This is a genomic window from Paracoccus sp. 08 (assembly GCF_024105395.1).
Lineage (GTDB): Bacteria > Pseudomonadota > Alphaproteobacteria > Rhodobacterales > Rhodobacteraceae > Paracoccus > Paracoccus marcusii.
The window spans coordinates 1-14,853 of the sequence record NZ_WEKR01000029.1 but is presented as its reverse complement, the minus strand read 5'-3'; the positions used below and the strand labels follow the sequence as shown (position 1 = coordinate 14,853).

The 14,853-nt window shown below is 67.8% G+C and carries 15 protein-coding genes; 7 read left to right on the top strand and 8 right to left on the bottom strand.

Features of this window, described 5'->3' with window-relative positions:
• Positions 1-3: 3 nt before the first annotated feature.
• The 3 genes from lptE to GBO37_RS11195 form a co-directional block, all read right to left on the bottom strand.
• Positions 4-498, bottom strand: a complete 495-nt coding sequence (gene lptE / locus GBO37_RS11205; protein ID WP_252929019.1) for an LPS assembly lipoprotein LptE — start codon at positions 496-498, stop codon at positions 4-6.
• The gene (gene leuS / locus GBO37_RS11200) at positions 485-3,022 is read right to left on the bottom strand and encodes a leucine--tRNA ligase (protein ID WP_252929018.1); all 2,538 of its coding nucleotides are present in this window, start codon (positions 3,020-3,022) and stop codon (positions 485-487) included. Before leuS ends, lptE begins: the two co-directional genes overlap by 14 nt.
• Positions 3,023-3,183: 161 nt before the next feature.
• Positions 3,184-3,660: a DUF3576 domain-containing protein gene (locus tag GBO37_RS11195; protein WP_045983147.1), complete on the bottom strand. Its 477-nt coding sequence runs from the start codon at positions 3,658-3,660 to the stop codon at positions 3,184-3,186.
• 292 nt (positions 3,661-3,952) lie between these two features.
• Here GBO37_RS11195 and GBO37_RS11190 point away from each other — a divergent pair, with 292 nt between their 5' ends.
• Complete coding sequence (locus GBO37_RS11190; protein ID WP_045983148.1) at positions 3,953-4,972, top strand: porin; 1,020 nt, start codon at positions 3,953-3,955, stop codon at positions 4,970-4,972.
• A 72-nt stretch (positions 4,973-5,044) separates the two neighbouring features.
• On the top strand, positions 5,045-5,704 hold the full coding sequence (locus GBO37_RS11185) for a YggS family pyridoxal phosphate-dependent enzyme (RefSeq protein WP_127897425.1): 660 nt from the start codon (positions 5,045-5,047) through the stop codon (positions 5,702-5,704).
• Here the strand turns inward: GBO37_RS11185 and GBO37_RS11180 are convergent.
• Complete coding sequence (locus tag GBO37_RS11180) at positions 5,692-6,168, bottom strand: L,D-transpeptidase (protein ID WP_252929032.1); 477 nt, start codon at positions 6,166-6,168, stop codon at positions 5,692-5,694. The two genes, GBO37_RS11185 and GBO37_RS11180, sit on opposite strands and share 13 nt — an antisense overlap.
• Positions 6,169-6,173: 5 nt before the next feature.
• Entirely contained in the window at positions 6,174-7,232 is a 1,059-nt protein-coding gene (gene ribA / locus GBO37_RS11175) for a GTP cyclohydrolase II (protein WP_252929017.1), read from the bottom strand.
• A gap of 135 nt (positions 7,233-7,367) precedes the next feature.
• Here ribA and GBO37_RS11170 point away from each other — a divergent pair, with 135 nt between their 5' ends.
• Positions 7,368-8,054, top strand: a complete 687-nt coding sequence (locus GBO37_RS11170) for a response regulator transcription factor (protein WP_127897427.1) — start codon at positions 7,368-7,370, stop codon at positions 8,052-8,054.
• A 164-nt stretch (positions 8,055-8,218) separates the two neighbouring features.
• Here the strand turns inward: GBO37_RS11170 and GBO37_RS11165 are convergent, their stop codons facing one another.
• Both GBO37_RS11165 and GBO37_RS11160 read right to left on the bottom strand, forming a co-directional pair.
• Positions 8,219-9,190, bottom strand: coding sequence for a glutathione S-transferase family protein (locus GBO37_RS11165; protein WP_252929016.1), 972 nt, complete (start codon positions 9,188-9,190; stop codon positions 8,219-8,221).
• Positions 9,191-9,247: 57 nt separating this feature from the next.
• Positions 9,248-10,564, bottom strand: a complete 1,317-nt coding sequence (locus GBO37_RS11160; protein WP_252929015.1) for an MFS transporter — start codon at positions 10,562-10,564, stop codon at positions 9,248-9,250.
• Between the two features lie 116 nt (positions 10,565-10,680).
• Here GBO37_RS11160 and GBO37_RS11155 point away from each other — a divergent pair, with 116 nt between their 5' ends.
• Positions 10,681-11,466, top strand: coding sequence for an exodeoxyribonuclease III (locus GBO37_RS11155; protein WP_252929013.1), 786 nt, complete (start codon positions 10,681-10,683; stop codon positions 11,464-11,466).
• On the opposite strand, the gene nhaC is transcribed toward GBO37_RS11155, so the two are convergent.
• Positions 11,463-12,965, bottom strand: coding sequence for a Na+/H+ antiporter NhaC (gene nhaC, locus GBO37_RS11150; protein ID WP_252929012.1), 1,503 nt, complete (start codon positions 12,963-12,965; stop codon positions 11,463-11,465). The genes GBO37_RS11155 and nhaC overlap by 4 nt on opposite strands.
• Positions 12,966-13,095: 130 nt before the next feature.
• On the opposite strand from nhaC, the gene trxA reads away from it, so the two are divergent.
• Genes trxA through GBO37_RS11135 form a run of 3 tightly spaced genes read left to right on the top strand, consistent with a single transcriptional unit; the run spans position 13,096 to position 14,819 of the window.
• Positions 13,096-14,001, top strand: a complete 906-nt coding sequence (trxA, locus tag GBO37_RS11145; RefSeq protein ID WP_371927561.1) for a thioredoxin — start codon at positions 13,096-13,098, stop codon at positions 13,999-14,001.
• A gap of 3 nt (positions 14,002-14,004) precedes the next feature.
• Positions 14,005-14,631 carry an LON peptidase substrate-binding domain-containing protein gene (locus GBO37_RS11140; RefSeq protein WP_045983713.1) on the top strand — a complete coding sequence of 209 codons (627 nt, stop codon included), beginning with the start codon at positions 14,005-14,007 and terminating at the stop codon, positions 14,629-14,631.
• The gene (locus GBO37_RS11135; protein ID WP_045983714.1) at positions 14,628-14,819 is read left to right on the top strand and encodes a Trm112 family protein; all 192 of its coding nucleotides are present in this window, start codon (positions 14,628-14,630) and stop codon (positions 14,817-14,819) included. Before GBO37_RS11140 ends, GBO37_RS11135 begins: the two co-directional genes overlap by 4 nt.
• The last annotated feature ends 34 nt before the right edge of the window (positions 14,820-14,853 follow it).

Sequence of the window (14,853 nt, the reverse complement as noted above, 5' to 3'; positions counted from 1 at the left end):
GGATCAGTCCGGCAGGCCGGATGCGGCCGCCAGCAGGCGCGTGACCACCTGATCGGCCAGCATCAGCGCCAGCCGCTCGCGCGCGTCGCCCTCGGCCGCCAGGGTCGAGATTGTGGTCCCGGTGGTGGAATAGGACGTGAAGCTGCTGACGCGTCCCTGGGTGATCACCGCACCCCCCGGCCCGGTCAGCGCGAAATCGGCGGTGCCGTTCAGCGAATAGCGGGTCGTGACCTCATCGGGCGTGATGGCCTGCGCGACGACGCCCGCGCTGATGCGGTAATCCAGGTCATAGATGGCCGCGTCCTCGGGGCCCAACCGTTCGGCCAGGCGCCGGTTGAAGACGAAGTCCAGCGGCGTGTCCGGGTCGCGCGGGCGGACCTTGCCGAACAGCTTGCCGCCCCCGCCCCCCGGCCCATAGACCGGCGACAGCCCGCAGGCCGCCAGCCCCGAGACGGCCAGCAGCCCCAGCAGGACCGCGCGGCGATCAGGCGACCACATTGACGATCCGCCCCGGCACCACGATCAGCTTCTTGACCGCAGCACCGTCCAGGAACCGCAGCACGGTGTCGTCGGCCAGCACCAGCGCCTCGATCTCGGACTTGGGCATGGTCTTGGGAACGGTGATCTCGGCCCGGCGCTTGCCGTTGATCTGGATCGGAAGGGTCACGCTGTCGTCCTCCAGCAGGGCCGGGTCCGCCTTTGGCCAGCCTGCATCGACGACCATGCCCTGCCCGCCCGATTTCGACCAGACCTCTTCGGCCAGGTGCGGCACCATCGGCGCCATCAGCTGGGCCATGATCCGCAGGGCCGCGCGGCGCGCCTCGCCCCCGGCCTGCGATTTCGCTACCGCGTTGGCCAGTTCATAGAGTTTCGCGACCGCCTTGTTGAAGGCAAAGCCCTCGATCGCCTTGGTGACATCCGCGATGGCGCGATGCGCCGTGCGCGTCAGGTCGGCATCGTCGCCCCCTTCGGGAACCTCGTCGGCCAGGCGCCAGACGCGGGACAGGAACTTGAACGCGGCCTCCGCTCCGGCGGCGGTCCATTCGACGTCGCGTTCGGGCGGGCTGTCCGACAGCATGAACCACCGTGCGGTATCCGCGCCAAAGCTTTCGACGATGCTGACCGGATCGACGACGTTCTTCTTGGATTTCGACATCTTCGCGGACGGGATCACCTCGACCGCGGTGCCGTCGGCCAGACGCCCGTCGGTCACGTCCTCGGGCAGGTGATAGACCGGGCGCCCCCGGTCGTCGGTGGTGCGATAGATCTCGTGCGTGACCATGCCTTGCGTGAACAGCGCGTCGAACGGCTCTCGTGCCGTCTCGGGCAGGTGGCCCGTCTTGACCATCGCGCGGGCAAAGAAGCGCGAATAGAGCAGGTGCAGGATCGCGTGTTCGACGCCGCCGATATACTGGTCGACGTTCATCCAGTATTCCGCATCCGCCCGGTCGGTCGGCGTCGCCGCCCCCGGCGAGGTGAAGCGCGCGTAATACCACGACGAATCGACGAACGTGTCCATCGTGTCGGTCTCGCGCCGCGCCGCGCCTCCGCATTTGGGGCAGGTCGCCTGACGCCAGGTCGGGTGGCGGTCCAGCGGGTTGCCCGGCACGTCGAAGGTTACGTCCTGCGGCAGCAGCACGGGCAGGTTCGCCTTCGCCTCGGGCACGGTCCCGCAGCTGTCGCAATGCAGGACCGGGATCGGGCAGCCCCAATAGCGCTGGCGCGAGATGCCCCAGTCGCGCAGGCGGAACTTGGTCACGCCCTCGCCGTATCCCGCGCCTTCCGCATGGGCGATGGCGGCGTCGACGGCGGCCTCTCCGGTCTGATCGGCCGCGCCGCTGAAGCCGCGGACATAGGTCACGGGCTCGGTCTTGGCAGGTACGAAGGGCGCATCCGCCACCAGTGCGTCGGCCTGTTCCTGCGTCATGCCGGGCTGACCAAAGGTCGCGCGGATGGGCAGGCCGTACTTGCGCGCGAATTCGTGGTCACGTTCGTCATGCGCCGGGCTGCCGAAGATCGCGCCGGTGCCGTAATCCATCAACACGAAATTCGCGATCCAGATCGGCAGGCGCCAGTCGGGGTCAAGCGGATGCGCGACGGTCAGGCCGGTGTCGAAGCCCAGCTTGGGGGCGGTCTCGATGGCTTCCTCGGTCGTGCCGATCTTGCGGCATTCCTCGCGGAAGGCCTCGATCTCGGGGCGGCTGGCCGCCAGCTCCTTGACCAGGTGATGATCCGGCGACAGCGCGACGAAGCTGGCGCCCATCAGCGTGTCGGGACGGGTCGTATAGACCTCGATCGCCTCATGGCCCGCGGGCGCATCGACCGTGCGGAACGTGAACTGCAGCCCGCGCGACCGGCCGATCCAATTGGCCTGCATCAGGCGGACCTTCTCGGGCCAGCCCGTCAGCCCGTCCAGCGCCTCCAGCAGCTCGTCGCTGTAATCGCTGATCCTGAAGAACCACTGCGTCAACTCGCGCCGTTCCACCGTGGCGCCCGACCGCCAGCCCTTGCCGTCGATCACCTGTTCATTAGCCAGCACGGTCATGTCGACCGGGTCCCAGTTCACCTGCGCCGACTTGCGCGTGATCAGGCCCGCGTCCAGCATGTCCAGGAACAGCGCCTGCTGCTGCGCCACATAGGCGTCGTCACAGGTCGCGAATTCGCGGCTCCAGTCGATGGACAGGCCAAGGGGCTTCAGCTGCTCGCGCATGGTCGCGATGTTGGCATAGGTCCAGTCGCGGGGATGACCGCCCTGCTCCATCGCGGCGTTCTCCGCGGGCATGCCGAAGGCGTCCCAGCCCATCGGGTGCAGCACGCTGAACCCCTGCGCCCGCTTGAACCGCGCGACCACGTCGCCCATCGCATAGTTGCGCACATGGCCCATGTGGATGCGCCCCGACGGATAGGGGAACATCTCCAGCACATAGTATTTCGGGCGCTCGTCGCGGATGGCGGCAAAGGCGTCGGCATCGGCCCAGGCCGTCTGCCAACGGGCTTCGCTTGTCGCGGGATCATAGGGCATGGGGAACCTCGGGCATCATTCGTTGCCCGCAGGGTCTATACGCCCCGCCTGTGCGGGTCCAGATGCGGCCGACCGGAGCCCGTCGAATGCAACCGCCCGCGGGCATCGCGAAACACCGCCGGATGCCCCACGATTGGGGTCACCGATGCGCGGACGCGCCCTTACAGGCGGCCGTCCTGGATGCGCAGCTGGCGGGCGCGGGTCAGGATGGCATCCTCGACCGCGCGGACGGTGCCTGCCTCGACCGCGGCACCGCCCGGCCCCTGCAGCGCCAGGCGCAGGCTGCGCGCATCCAGGGCCGGGTCGCTGATCTGGATCGTCGCACGATAGGACCGTCCCCCGCCCGGAGGCGTGCCGTAGCCGGTCTGGATCACGCCGGTGAACGGGTCGACCGTCTGCACCGGGAGAAAGTTCAGCACGTCCAGGCTGGCGTTCCACAGGTACTTGTTCACCCCGACCATCTGGTCCGGGTTGCCCGACCGGATGAACAGGTCCTGGATCAGGGTGCCCCGCTCGGACGGGCGCATGTCGCGGTCGGGGGTGGGGCCCGCGTTTTCCGTCGTGCCGTTGCCGCAGGCCGCCAGGCCCGCGCACAGCGTCGTGACGATCATCAGGCGCGTGGCGCGTGCATAGGTCATCCCAGTCCCCCGGAGGTCAGTTCAGTGGTACAATCTCTTGGGGTCAGCATTAGCCCGGATCGGCGCCGCGAAACAAGCGACTTGAGGCGCGGACCCCGTCCGCACGGCCGACGCGGGGCCTGTCCGGACAGGGCGGTCGGGGCAGGTGTGGCCCAAGTGCATCACGGAAATGGGCAAAGAAAACAGCAGACGCGTGATTCCGTTGCATCACAATCGCGAAAGAGTGAAACAAATTGCATACCCAGGGCGGGACAGCTGGCTTGGGCAACAGAGAGACAAGAGGGAACACACCATGAAGAAGGCACTTATCGCCTCGACCGCGCTGGTCCTGACCGCGGGTATCGCCGCTGCAGACGTCACCATCTCGGGTTATGGCCGTACCGGCGTGCTGTACCAAGAAGGCGGCGTGCGCGGTCCGATCGACACCGACGACGACGGCATCGCCGATCTGGGTGCCAGCGACGCGATCGTCCAGTCGCGCCTGCGCATGAACATCGATGCAACGACCTCGACCGACCAGGGCGTCGACTTCGGTGGCCGGATCCGCATCCAGTGGGACCAGGGCGATGACGAAACCACCGTCGCACCCGGCTATGTCTACGTGACCGCCAGCGGCCTGACCGTCGAAATCGGTAACTCGAACACCGCCTACGACTCGGCCGCCCTGCTGTACAACTCGGAAATCGGCGTCTACTCGCGCTCGTTCGGCAACTCGCGCGGCGACTTCTTCGCCTACAACACCGACGGCTACCCCACGCTCAGCAACGTGGTCGACGGTGCGATCGATCGCCGCAGCGACTACATGGGCGTCATGGTCAAGTACGCCGTCGCCGGTGTGAACCTGCGCGCGTCGGTCATCGACCCCGACCAGGTGTACGACCTGCCGACCGACACGTCCGAGAAGGAATACAGCGTCTCGGCCGACTACGTCTGGAATGACTCGGTGACGCTGTCGGCAGCCTACGTGAAGAACGGCGCAGGCATCGACGACAACGACCAGTACTTCGTCGGCGCGGAATACGCGTTCAACGACAAGACCGACATCGGCCTGCTGTACTTCGACAACGGTGAAGTGCTGGGCGACGACTCGGACCTGGGCAAGACCATCACGCTGTACGGCAGCTACGAGGTTGCTCCGCTGACCACCATCAACGGCTATGTCGCCAACAACAGCGCCGACACCAACGAAAGCGACAACGCGTTCGGTATCGGCGGTGCGTACGACCTGGGCGGCGCGATGCTGGCCGGTTCGGTTCAGCGCGGCTACGACGAGAACATCACCGCCGACATGGGCGTGCAGTTCAACTTCTGATCCTTCGCGGTCAGACGTCACATGGAAAGAGCGGGCCTTGCGCCCGCTCTTTTCTTTTTGTCAGGTGGGATCATGGGACTGGACGACATCACCCGCCGCATCCGCGCGGCCGAATCCGCCGCAGGGCGCGCCCCGGGCAGCGTCACGCTGATCGCGGTCAGCAAACTGCAGCCTCCCGAACGGGTCGAGGGCGTTCTGGCCGCGGGCCACACCGTCTTCGGAGAGAACTACGTCCAGGAGGCGCAGGCCAAGTGGCCTGCCTGGACCGCGGCGCATCCGGGTGTGTCGGTCCACATGATCGGGCCGCTGCAATCGAACAAGGCGCGGGCCGCCGTGCAGCTGTTCGACGCGATCCACACGCTGGACCGCGTGACGCTGGCCCGCAAGCTGGCCGCGCAGATGGCCGAACAGGGCCGTCGCCCGCAGCTGTTCGTGCAGGTCAACACCGGGGACGAGCCGCAAAAGGCCGGCATCCTGGCGGATGAGCTGCCCGGTTTCCTGGCGTTGTGCGCCGAGCTGTCGCTGTCGCCTGAGGGCCTGATGTGCATCCCACCCGACGGCGAGGATCCGGCACCGCATTTCACCCTGCTGCGCGACCTGGCGCGCGACCACGGCCTGCCCGGCCTGTCGATGGGCATGAGCGCCGATTTCGAGACTGCCATCGCCCATGGCGCGACCCATGTCCGCGTGGGGTCGGCGATCTTCGGGGCGCGGAACGCTCAGGGCACGTAAAGCGGCGTGCCCGGGGGCGCGTGACGCGCGATCCACATCAGGTCGCGGCGGGCAAAGGCGATGCAGCCTTCGGTCCCGAAACCAGGGCGGCGCCACTGGTGCAAGAAGATCGCGGATCCCCGCCCCGGAACCGCATCCGCGTTCCAGTCCGTCGTCAGGATCACATCGTACAGCGGGTCGGCGCGGCGCAGCCGTTCGTGGCTGGCCGCAAGCGGCGCGCGGGCGTGCTGGTTATAGGCCGCATGGCCCGGATCGTCACACCATAGATCGCCCGGCCCGATCACCCGCGCCCAAGGCGCGGGGCGGGCCAGGCGGTCCGGGCGGTACCACAGCCCGGTGATGCGATGGCGGCCCGAAGGGGTGGCGTGATCGCCCTCGCGCTTGGCGGGGGTGATCCCGGCGCGGCCGATGCTGCAGGGAATGACGCGGCCCAGAAAACGCAGCCCCTGCGGGGTCAGCACCATGCCGGTCACAGCAGATGCCCCGACTTCTCGGCCTTCACATCCAGATAGCCGGTGTTGTGACGGTTGCGCGGCACGACCAGCGGCACCCGTTCGGGGACCGCGATGCCGTGGGCCTGCATCATCGCCACCTTGCGCGGGTTGTTGGTCATCAGGTGCACGGCGCCGAAACCCAACCGTCGCAGCAGCGCCGCGCCGATGCGGAAGTCGCGCTCGTCATCCTCGAATCCCAGGCGGTGGTTCGCCTCGACCGTGTCAAAGCCCTGGTTCTGCAGGTCATAGGCGCGCATCTTGTTGGCCAGCCCGATGCCCCGCCCCTCCTGGTTCAGGTACAGCAGCACCCCCGCCCCCGCCTGCCCCATCGCGGCCAGCGCGGCGTTCAGCTGCGGCCCGCAATCGCATTTCAGGCTGCCCAGCACGTCGCCCGTGAAGCAGGCCGAATGAAGTCGCGCCAGGACGGGCGCGTCGCGGGGCGGGTCGCCGATCTCGATCGCGTAATGCTCCTCTCCACCGTCATCGGGGCGGAAGATGTGCAGCCGCGACCGCTCCGCCGACAACAGTGGCAGGCGCGCCGCCGCGACCGGGGCCATCGCGGCCTCGGCTGCAAGCTGCGCAAGAACCGGACCTGGAGGCAGGCGCGTCAGGCCCGGCGGCGCGGGGGCCGCGACCATCAGCATGGCAGGCAGCAGCTGCGCCGATTTCGCCAGTGCCAGCGCCGCGCGATGGGGTCCCGCATCGCCGTCGCGCAGGGTGGTCAGTGGCCCCTTCATCGGGGTCATCAGGTCACCTGCGGGATCGGCCAACGCCCGCAGCCACGCCAGATCGGCCCCCACGGGCAGCGCAACCCGCGCCAGATCGCCGTCATAGGCGCGCGCCTTGAGCGTTTCGGCCCGTCGTCCGGTCAGGGCCAGGACGGCGGGGCCAAGCGCGCGCAGATCGGCCAGACGCGCGGGCGACAGCGTCTCGACCGCGGCCGCCAGATGGTCGCCCAAGGCCACCGGCAGGCCCATGCGCAGGTCGGCGCGGGCGCGGGCGATGGTCTCGGGCAGGGTCGGGATCAGGCTCATGGGGCCACGCATTCTTGAAACAGTCTGAAACATAACGCACCGATCCGACAACTCCATGTGAGGATTCGCACATGGTGCTGGACGGTCCGGGCCGCGACGCCCAACTCATTGCGCAATGACGCAAAGGAGGCAACCATGGCCGGACTGAAGAAGATCCTGCTTGTCGATGACGAGGAAGACCTGCGCGAGGCCTTGGCCGAACAGCTGGTCGCGACCGACGATTTCGACGTGACCGAGGCCGGCAGCGGCGCCGAGGCGGTCGAAGCCACCAAGAACGCGATCTTTGACCTGGTGGTCCTGGATGTCGGCCTGCCCGACACCGACGGGCGCGAGCTGTGCAAGAAGCTGCGCAAGCTGAACGTCAAATGCCCCATCGTGATGCTGACCGGGCATGACACCGATGCCGACACGATCCTGGGCCTGGATGCGGGCGCCAACGACTATGTCACCAAGCCCTTCAAGTTCCCGGTCCTGCTGGCCCGCCTGCGCGCCCAGCTGCGCACGCATGAACAGTCCGAGGACGCGATCTTCCAGCTTGGGCCGTACACGTTCAAGCCGTCGATGAAGATGCTGATCGACGCCAAGGACCGCAAGATCCGCCTGACCGAGAAGGAGACCAACATCCTCAAGTTCCTGTACCGCGCGCAGGACGGGGTGGTGGCCCGCGACGTGCTGCTGCACGAGGTCTGGGGATACAACGCGGGCGTGACCACGCACACGCTGGAGACGCACATCTATCGCCTGCGCCAGAAGATCGAGCCGGATCCGTCGAACGCGCGCCTTCTGGTCACGGAATCGGGCGGCTATCGCCTGGTTGCCTGAGGCATCGGCGGGTTTCTGCGCAGACAACTTTGCCGGGAACCCAGGCCCTGATGTGACGTTCTGTCCCCGAAGCCCAGTGGTCGGCGGATGCGGCCACACCCCTCCCTCTCTGTTCTGCCCCGGCGTTCCCTGCGCCGGGGCTTCTTTTTCGGACGGCCGTCCGGTCAGCGCCCGTGCGGCGCGGTCCAGTCCGCGTCCGGACCGATGGGCACGATGCGGTGCGGATTGATCATGTCGTGGCTGTAGTAGTAGTGCCGCATGAAATGATCCGGATGGATCGTATGGGCGACGCCCGGCCACTGGTATAGCTCGCGTGCCCAGCCCCACAGGTTCAGATAGTCGACGATGCGGCGGCGGTTGCACTTGAAATGCGTGTGATAGACGGCATCGAACCGGACGATGGTGGTGAACAGCCGCCAGTCGGCCTCGGTGATGCGGTCGCCTGTCAGATAGCGATGTTCGGCAAGCAGTCCCTCGATCCCGTCCAGGCTGTCGAACAGCGGATGGACCGCCTTGTCATAGGCCTCCTGGGTGGTGGCGAAACCCGCCTTGTAGACGCCGTTGTTGACGGTGTCATAGACGCGGTCGTTGATCGCCTTGATGCGCGCGCGCAGGGGTTGGGGCCAGTAATCGTCCGTGTTGCCGGCCACGCCGTCAAAGGCTCTGTTGAACATGCGGATGATGTCGGCGCTTTCGTTCGACACGATCCGGCCGGTCTGGCGGTCCCACAGGACGGGGACGGTGACGCGTCCCGACATGTCGGGCGTGTCCTTCAGATAGACCTGGCGCAGATAGTCCAGGCCGAACTGCCGGTCGCCCGTGGCGCCGTCGAAATCGGTGCGGAATTCCCATCCCTCGCTCAGCATCTCGGGGTGGACGACCGAGATGTCGATGTGATCCTCCAGACCCTTCAGCGCGCGGAAGATCATCGTGCGATGCGCCCAGGGACAGGCATGGCTGACATAGAGGTGATAGCGTCCCGATTCGGCCGCGAACCCGCCCTCGCCCGTCGGCCCCGCCTGCCCGTCCGAGGTCACCCAGTTGCGGAACTTGGCCGTGTCGCGCTTGAACTCTCCCCCGGTGCTGTCGGTGTCATACCATTCGTCCTTCCAGACGCCGTCGACCAGCTGGCCCATGTGAACTCCTTTCGGTGATGTGACGGGGCAACGGGCGGGGGGCCGCCTTGTTCCCCGTCACCCGATGGCGCGGTCGCGGGTCTCGATGCGGATCAGCAGCAGGGCCGCCGCCGCCAGCAGCAGCAGCACGGCGAAACTGCCGATGGCCAGGCCAAAGCCGCGCGCAAAGACGACGGCCAGCAGGCTGGGCGCCAGGATGCCGCCCAGGCGGGCGACCGCGCTGGCCGTGCCCATGCCCGTGCCGCGCAGATGCGTGGGATAGAGTTCCGGCGTGAAAGCATAGAGCGCGCCCCAGGTGCCCAGCAGCGCAAAGCTCATCACGATCAGGGCGGTGGCGACCAGGGCGGGGCTGCTGGCCAGGGCGAACAGGCCGCAGCCCAGGGCCGACAGGACCAGGAAGGCCGTCAGCGTGGGGCGACGGCCCACCGCCTCGACCCCCCAGGCCGCCAGCGCGTATCCGGGCACCTGCGCCAGTGCCAGGATCACCAGGAAGCCGTATCCGCGCACGAAGCCGAAGCCTTCGGTCGCCAGCTGTCCCGGCACCCAGACAAAGACGCCGTAATAGGACAGCGACACCAGGAACCACACCGCCAGCACGCCGATGGTCGCGCGCCGCAGCGGGGCCGCCATGATCGACGCGGCCCCCCCCGACGGCACCGGCGCTGGACGCAGATGCGCGTTCGCGGGCAGCGGCATCGCGCCGTTCACGGCCAGCACGCGGTCGACGACGGCGCGCGCCTCGGCCTGGCGGCCCTTGCGGACCAGGTACATCGGCGATTCCGGAATCCAGAACCGCAGGAAGAACCCGATCAGCGCCGGCATCGCCGCGACAAGGAAGATCCAGCGCCACGGCGCGACGGCCCCCATGCTGGCGGCGGCCCAGGCCGTCAGAGCCACGACGATGGTGCCCACCGCCCAGAACCCCTCCAGCCAGACCAGCCAGCGGCCGCGGTTCCTGGGCGGCAGGAATTCGGCCATCATCGCATAGTCGACGGGCAATGTGCCGCCCACCGCGACCCCGGTCAGGAACCGCAGTATCAGCAGCCAGGTGAAATCGCCGGCCATCACCGATGCCAGCCCGAACACCGCGTCCATCGCGACGGTGCCGATCAGCACCCATTTGCGCCCGATCCGGTCGGCCAGTCGGCCGAAGGCAAAGGCGCCGACGAACATGCCCAGGAAGAACACCGTCCCGATCTGCAGCGCTGCCACCCGCTCCAGGCCAAAGGTCGCGGCGACCGAGGGTGCGGCGAAACCCACCGCGATCACCTGCATCGCGTCCGCCGCCCAGACCAGGCCGAAGATGCCCAGCAGGCGCCATTGGAACCGGCCCGTGCCGCCGCGCGTCAGCGCCTCGTCGATGGTGATCTTCATGGCCGTTCCCCCCAATCCCCGCGCCCCTTGCATAGCGCGCGGGGATCATATGGCAAGCCCGCGCCTCGACAGGGCGGACCCGCGCGGCTAGGGTCCGCGCCCAAAGGAGCCTGCCCATGTTCACCATCGCCACCTGGAACATCAATTCGGTCCGCCTGCGCGAGGGTCTGGTCGCCCGCCTGCTGCAGGAAGAGGCGCCCGACATCCTCTGCCTGCAGGAATGCAAGTCGCCGGTGGACAAGATCCCGCTGACCCGGTTCGCGGACCTGGGATACACGCATATCGTGGCGCGCGGGCAGAAGGGTTACAACGGCGTGGCGATCCTGTCGCGCCTGCCGCTGGAGGATGCGGGCGACCGCGACTATGCGCAACTGGGCCATGCCCGGCACGTGGCCGCCCGGCTGGAGAACGGCGTGGTGATCCACAACATGTACGTCCCCGCGGGCGGCGACATCCCCGACCGTGACCAGAACCTGAAATTCGGGCAGAAGCTGGATTTCCTGACCGAGATGCGCGACGTGTTCCACGCCGAGCGCCCGACCCGGTCGATCCTGGTGGGCGACCTGAACATCGCCCCGCGCGAGGACGACGTCTGGTCGCACAAGCAGCTGCTGAAGATCGTCAGCCATACCCCGGTGGAGGTCGAGCACCTGCTGGCCGCGCAGGATGCGGGCGGTTGGGTGGACGTCACCCGGCAGGACATCCCGCAGGGGCTGCTCTACAGCTGGTGGAGCTATCGCGCCAAGGACTGGGACGCCGCCGACAAGGGCCGGCGGCTGGACCATATCTGGGCCACCGCCGACATTGCAGGCGCAGCCCATGGCAGCCGCATCCTGCGCCCCCTGCGGGGCTGGGAGGGGCCCAGCGACCACGTCCCGGTCATGGCCAGCTTCGACCTCTAGGCGTTCTCGCCCAGGGCGTGATCGCCCAGGTCCAGCACGTCCTCGTCCTGGCGGTCCCACTCGCGGCGTTCGGCGTCACTTGCCTGCGGCGAGAACCAGCCGGTGACGGCATAGAGGATGCCGATCAGCGGCGCCGTCCAGCAGGCGAAGGCCAGCGGGATGTACAGCAGGTTCGTCAGGTTGCCGTCCATCACGCCCAGCGACAGGGCGGTGATGACGAAGGCCCCGCCCGCGTTCCACGGGATCAGCGGGGACATCAGGGTGCCCCCCTCCTCGACCGCGCGGGACAGGTTCAGCGTGGAATAGCCCATGCCGCGGTACAGCGGCGCATACATCCGCCCCGGCAGCGCGATCGAGATATAGGGATCGCCCGCCACCACGTTGGTGGCAAAGGCGGTCGCAATGGCGCTGCTTTGCACGGCGGTAAAGCTTTTGACGCGGCTGATGATGGCGTTGATGATCGCCTCCAGGCAGCCGGTCCGCTCCAGCGCGCCGCCGAATCCCAGCGCGATCAGCATCAGCGAGATGGTCCACATCATCGACTGGATGCCGCCCGCGTTCAGCAGGCTGTCGATGTCGGCCACGCCCGTCTCGATCGCGTAACCGGACTGGGCATAGGTGAAGACGTCGTGCAGACCCGCGCCCTGCAGGAAGATCGCGATGATCCCGCCCAGCAGCACCCCCGCGAACAGCGACGGCAGCGGCGGGCGGCGCGTGACGGCCAGCACGATCACCACCAGCGCCGGGATCATCGGCACCCAGCCCAGCGTGAACTGCGCGGCCAGCGTGTCGGTGATCGCGTCGATGCGCGCCATGCTGGTCTCGGCGGGAGAGATCAGCCAGGTCCCCGCGACGAAATAGATGACCAGCGCGATCAGCATCGCGGGCACGGTCGTGGGCAGCATGTTGCGGATGTGATCGAAGATGTTCACCCCCGTCACCGCCGGCGCCAAGTTCGTCGTGTCCGACAGCGGAGAGATCTTGTCGCCGAAAAACGCCCCCGACACGACCGCCCCCGCCGTCCAGTAGGCCGGAATGCCGAAACCCGCGCCGATGCCCATCAGCGCGACGCCCACGGTGCCCACGGTTCCCCAGCTGGTGCCCAGGGACAGCGACACGACCGCACACAGCACCATCGCCGCGACCAGGAAGATCTGCGGGTTCAGCAGCGTCAGCCCATAATAGATCAGCGTCGGCACCGTCCCCGACGCGATCCAGACCCCGATGATCATGCCCACCACGATCAGCACCGACAGCGACGGCATGGACACGTGGATGACGTGGAACACCCCTTCGCGGATGTCCATCCACCCCTGCCCGCGCAGGACGCCCAGAAGGCCGGTGATGGCCAGCCCCAGGATCAGCGGGATGTGCGGGGTGAAATCACCGTAATAGAACAGCTGCAGCGCCAGCAGGCCCAGCGTCAGCACGATTGGCAGCAGGGCCAGCCACAAAGGCGGCAGGCCCGGCCGGGTCGGGGGGGTCTCTGTGATGGTCATGTCACTCATGCCTTCACACGGCCGTGAGGCCTGCGTGATCGCAACGCGCAAACCGGCCCTTTCGTTCAGCCGCCAAGCGCCCCATATTGCGGGGAACACGCCAACCGAACCATGCGGGGCCAGGATGACCATGCTTTTCGAGGGGGCCCAAGCGCCCAAGACCGACGACTTCATCAAGGACGTGACCGAGGCCACCTTCATGGCCGAGGTCGTTGAGGCGTCGATGCAGGTGCCCGTCATCGTCGATTTCTGGGCGCCCTGGTGCGGCCCCTGCAAGACGCTGGGCCCCGCGCTGGAGGCCGAGGTCGCGCGACACAAAGGCCGCGTGCGCATGGCCAAGATCAACGTGGACGAGAATCAGACGATCGCGGGCCAACTGCGCGTGCAGTCGATCCCGACCGTCTATGCCTTCTTCCAGGGCCAGCCGGTCGATGCCTTCCAGGGCGCGGTGCCCGCCAGCCAGGTCAAGCAGTTCGTCGACAAGCTGGCCGCGATGTCGGGCGATGACGGCGGCCTGGCCGACGCCCTTGCCGCGGCCGAGCAGATGATCGAGGACAACGAGGCCGCCGACGCCATCGAGACCTTCACCGCCATCATCGGAGAGCTGCCCGACAGCCCCGAGGCCTGGGGCGGGCTGATCCGCGCCCATCTCGCCGCGGGCGACCATGCCGCCGCCGCCTCGACCCTGACGCAGGTGCCAAGCCCCCTGGCCCATGCCGGCCCGGTCGAGGCCGCACGCGCCAAGCTGGCCCTGGCCCAGCAGGCCGCCAGCGCCGGTCCGCTGGACGATCTGGCCGCCCGTGTCGAGGCCGATCCGGCCGATCAGCAGGCACGGCTGGAATACGCGCAGGCACTGCATGCCGACGGTCAGCTGGAGGCCGCCATCGACATCCTTCTGGACAGCTTCCGCCGCGACCGCGACTGGAACGACGGCGCTGCCAAGGCGCAGCTGATCACGATCTTCGACAGCCTCAAGCCCACCGACCCCATCGGGCAGAAGGGCCGCCGCCGCCTGTCCTCGCTGATCTTCGCCTGACCGATGGCGCTGCGTTTCGACCTGCCCGACCGCATCCCGCTGTTCCCGCTGCCCGGGGCCGTGCTGATGCCGCGGGCCCGCATGCCGCTGCACCTGTTCGAGCCGCGTTATCTGCAGCTGCTGGAAGACACGCTGAAGACCGATCACCGCCTGATCGGAATGATCCAGCCCGAGGGCGACGGCCTGTCCGCCATCGGCTGCGCGGGCCGGGTCGTGGCGTTCTCGGAAACCGGCGATGGGCGGATGATGATCTCGCTTGGCGCGATCTCGCGGTTCCGCCTGCAGGAGGTCGAGGAGGGCTTTGCCCCCTACCTGCAGGGCCGCGTCGACTGGTCCTCGTTCGGGCGCGACCTGTCCGGCCCAGAGCAGGATCCGACGCTGGACCGCAAGGCACTGTTTTCGCTGCTGGACCGCTACATGCAGACGCAGGAGCTGTCGACGGACTGGGACGCCGCCGCCGAGGCGGAGGACGAGTTGTTGATCAATTCGCTGTCGATGATGCTGCCCTTCACCCCCGGCGACAAGCAGGCGCTGCTGGAATCGCCCACCTTGGCCGACCGTCGCGAGCTGCTGGTCGGCCTGATCGAATTCGCCCTGCACGGCGGAGAGAACGAGGAACGCCTGCAATGACCGATGCCCCCCTTTTCGACCGCCACATGCTGGAGGCGCTGGTCTGCCCGGTGACCCATGCCACGCTCAGCTATGACGCCCAGGCGCAGGAGCTGGTGTCCCGCACGGCGGGGCTGGCCTTTCCGATCCGTTCGGGCATCCCGATCATGCTGATCGACGAGGCCCGCCAGATCCGCGCCGATGACTGACCCGCGCGCAGGGGCGTGACCGACATGGACCGCC